4 protein-coding genes are annotated in these 2,600 nt (G+C 57.5%); 2 read left to right on the forward strand and 2 right to left on the reverse strand.

Annotated features, from left to right (window positions below; genetic code table 11):
• Positions 1-179 precede the first annotated feature (179 nt).
• Positions 180-434, forward strand: coding sequence for a hypothetical protein (locus CXQ93_RS20540; RefSeq protein ID WP_146073303.1), 255 nt, complete (start codon positions 180-182; stop codon positions 432-434).
• A 165-nt stretch (positions 435-599) separates the two neighbouring features.
• Here the strand turns inward: CXQ93_RS20540 and CXQ93_RS20060 are convergent, their stop codons facing one another.
• Positions 600-1,016 carry a hypothetical protein gene (locus CXQ93_RS20060; protein ID WP_104112162.1) on the reverse strand — a complete coding sequence of 139 codons (417 nt, stop codon included), beginning with the start codon at positions 1,014-1,016 and terminating at the stop codon, positions 600-602.
• Positions 1,017-1,146: 130 nt separating this feature from the next.
• Entirely contained in the window at positions 1,147-1,704 is a 558-nt protein-coding gene (locus tag CXQ93_RS20065; RefSeq protein WP_104112163.1) for a TetR/AcrR family transcriptional regulator, read from the reverse strand.
• Positions 1,705-1,734: 30 nt separating this feature from the next.
• Between CXQ93_RS20065 and CXQ93_RS20070 the strand changes: the two genes are divergently transcribed.
• Positions 1,735-2,600, forward strand: an 866-nt coding sequence (locus CXQ93_RS20070) for an MFS transporter (RefSeq protein WP_146073304.1), incomplete at its 3' end; no start/stop codon positions are given.

Raw genomic sequence — 2,600 nt, forward strand, 5'->3', positions numbered from 1 at the left:
TGCCACGGAAGCGATCTGTGAAGACTCCATACTGTCAACCTACGTTGCTGTACATGCTTCTGTCAACCAAAGTTGCTTCAATGCCACTGCTTGCACATGTCTAGTTCCACTGCCCCGTTGACCGTTCCCCTGCGAGAAGGTTGAACTTCACCGAAAATAGCTTGCGGCAGAATAGAATCATGAACATACCTCCAAACGGCTCACAGGACCTCGAGTCGACCCCGGTTCCGAAGATATGGCCCCTACCAAGACTCATGAAGCGGAACCCGGTCAAGGCTGTTTCCCTGGTCGTTGCTCTCATCGCCATTGCTGTTCTCCTGGTAAAAATGTGGTCACTAGCCAACGGAGGGATGATGATCTTGGCTGGGGCCCTCACATTTTCCTTTGTATTCATACTCTTAGGCGCGTTGCGTCCTCGCCGGGCCAACGACTAACTCTCACTTATCCACCGGCGATTCTCATCTGCCGCGACAGGGAAATCACAGTAGCCGACGACAATCCGAAATATTGTCCCGCAGAGCGTTCGATTTACGGGCGGCGATAAAGCACCGCTACTCCTCGTCAATAATCACAGGTGTGAGCGGGAAAATTGGTCTGCGTCAGCCTAGTGTCGACCAGGCGACATCGATCACGCAGAGACCGTCGCCAGTCTCACGGTAGAAGACATCACCGGGAAACTGATCGCCTGGAGTTGCCCCATCGGGAAGGCCCTCTAGATTGATGTTCCACTGCGGATCGAGTGGAGCTTGCTCACCCCAGTACTCAGCAACGAACCGTTCCGGCTCTCCTGCGGCGCGGCCTTCCCAATCTTTTACCGTGCCGAGGTCGGCTTTGGCGTCTTCGCAGACGAGATCGGATGTTCTGCCGGAAGCGAGGTCTTTGATGAGGTTCTCGGTAGTTTGAATTACCTGAGCGCCGTCGTTCCCCCAAATTAGTGTGTCGACGGAGCACCCGGTCAAGGTCGCTGCGCACGCCGTTGCGAATCCGGCAAGAGCCAAGGCGCGAGGAGTCTTCATGCCTCGAGACTATAAGGTCGCACGTGCACATTTCACTTCGAGCGACGGTTCGACGGTTCGACGGATTCGTGCGGTTCCTCAAACGTGCCCGCTCCGCGTTCGGTTTGCGGGATTCCTTGTTAGGTGCGGCCTAGATGGTGAGTAAATGATTGATAATCGGACGTAGCGCCGTGCAGAATTCTTCTGCCTGTTTTGGGTCATACAGTAGCCGGAGGGCGAAGCCGTCTGAAACTGCAATGATGCCAGCCGCAGCGGCCTTCGGCTGTGATGTGCCGAAAGTCCGCAAGGCCTCCACGAGCTGCTCAGAGGTCCGCTGGTCCTGGCTTATAAGGATTTCGGCGATCCAAGGTGTGTGGACGGCCTCGGCAGCGAACGCATTCCAAGCTATGGCTTCCTCCCTGCGCATCGGGTCGAGGGGCAAAGTTTCCTCGATCATGTGAACCAGGTAGTCCACCGCGTCTCCGTCGAAAGGGATGGCTTCCATGCGTGCCTCGGCCCGGGAAACAACCAAATCGACGGCGGCGCGTAGCAGGGCTTCCTTAGTGGAGAACGTCTTTTGCAAGGCTCCGACGGACCAGCCCGAATCTGCTGCCACTGTGCGGATGCTGACGGCTTGGATGCCACCGCGGACTATCAGGTCCAGCACCGATGCGGCAAAGACATCCCGCTTGTTTACCTCCGTACTCATGATCTTAGAATACGTGTGTATTCTGGGATCATGAAATCGCCGTCAAGTATTAAGAGTGCTCCCGTGCGCCAGTCCTCAGCGAGGTGGGCGGCCGCTTTGGTCGGCGGCCCCACGGACTTGCTAGATTTCCTGATTCCCATATGGGCTGGCGCGGCACTCGGGCTGGATGCGTCGGTGATCGGGCTGTTGCTTGCTACGGAACTACTTGTCTCCTTTGCTGCCAGGTTCCCCGCCGGGCTACTGGCCGATGTGTGGGAGCGCCGAAATATTGCAGCTGCTGGCGCAGCGCTGTATGGGATTTCGTGCGCTGGATACGCACTATCTACCGATCCAGCGATGGCATTTATCTCCGCAGTGTTTGGAGGGCTTGGGGGTGCACTGTTCTGGGTGTCTTTACGCGCCATAGTCAGCGAATCGGCGGACTCAGATTCGTTTGCCTTCCCTAAGTTGATGACGTGGCAGGAAACCGGATCATGGGTGGCTTTCGTCGCTGGCCTGACACTGATAAGTTCACTTAATTTCCTCGGCGTTTTCTTGGCCGCCTCCGGTGCGTGTTTCGTCGCGGCGGTGACGATAGCAGTAGCTCCTAGACGCCCTTCATCGCCCCCGAAACCGACTGAGTCGGCCTTTCCGATGCAACGGTTACGGCCGATGCTGGTTGCCACCGCGCTGACCTCGCTGGCTGAGGCGGCCATTGGACTGCTGTTGCTGCTGCACCTTCAAAAGGCTTTCGATCTCGACGTGGTTTCCATCGCGTTGGTGTTCCTGCCCGGAGCCATTGTGTTGAGTCTGATACCAGGGCCCGCGCACCGGCTCACCATGCGCATCGGGCGGCGCAGGGTCTCCGCTATCGCCGCGCTATCCAGTGCCACATTCGCGTTCGCACTGGCCTTCGC

Origin of the sequence: Arthrobacter sp. N199823 (genome assembly GCF_002929705.1) — a bacterium.
GTDB lineage: Bacteria > Actinomycetota > Actinomycetes > Actinomycetales > Micrococcaceae > Specibacter.

What these genes read in the sequence shown, in the direction of transcription:
- CXQ93_RS20060 (WP_104112162.1), bottom strand. Translation starts at nt 1,016, where the DNA reads ATGAAGACTCCTCGCGCCTTGGCTCTTGCCGGATTCGCAACGGCGTGC.
- CXQ93_RS20065 (WP_104112163.1), bottom strand. Translation starts at nt 1,704, where the DNA reads ATGAGTACGGAGGTAAACAAGCGGGATGTCTTTGCCGCATCGGTGCTG.
- CXQ93_RS20540 (WP_146073303.1), top strand. Translation starts at nt 180, where the DNA reads ATGAACATACCTCCAAACGGCTCACAGGACCTCGAGTCGACCCCGGTT.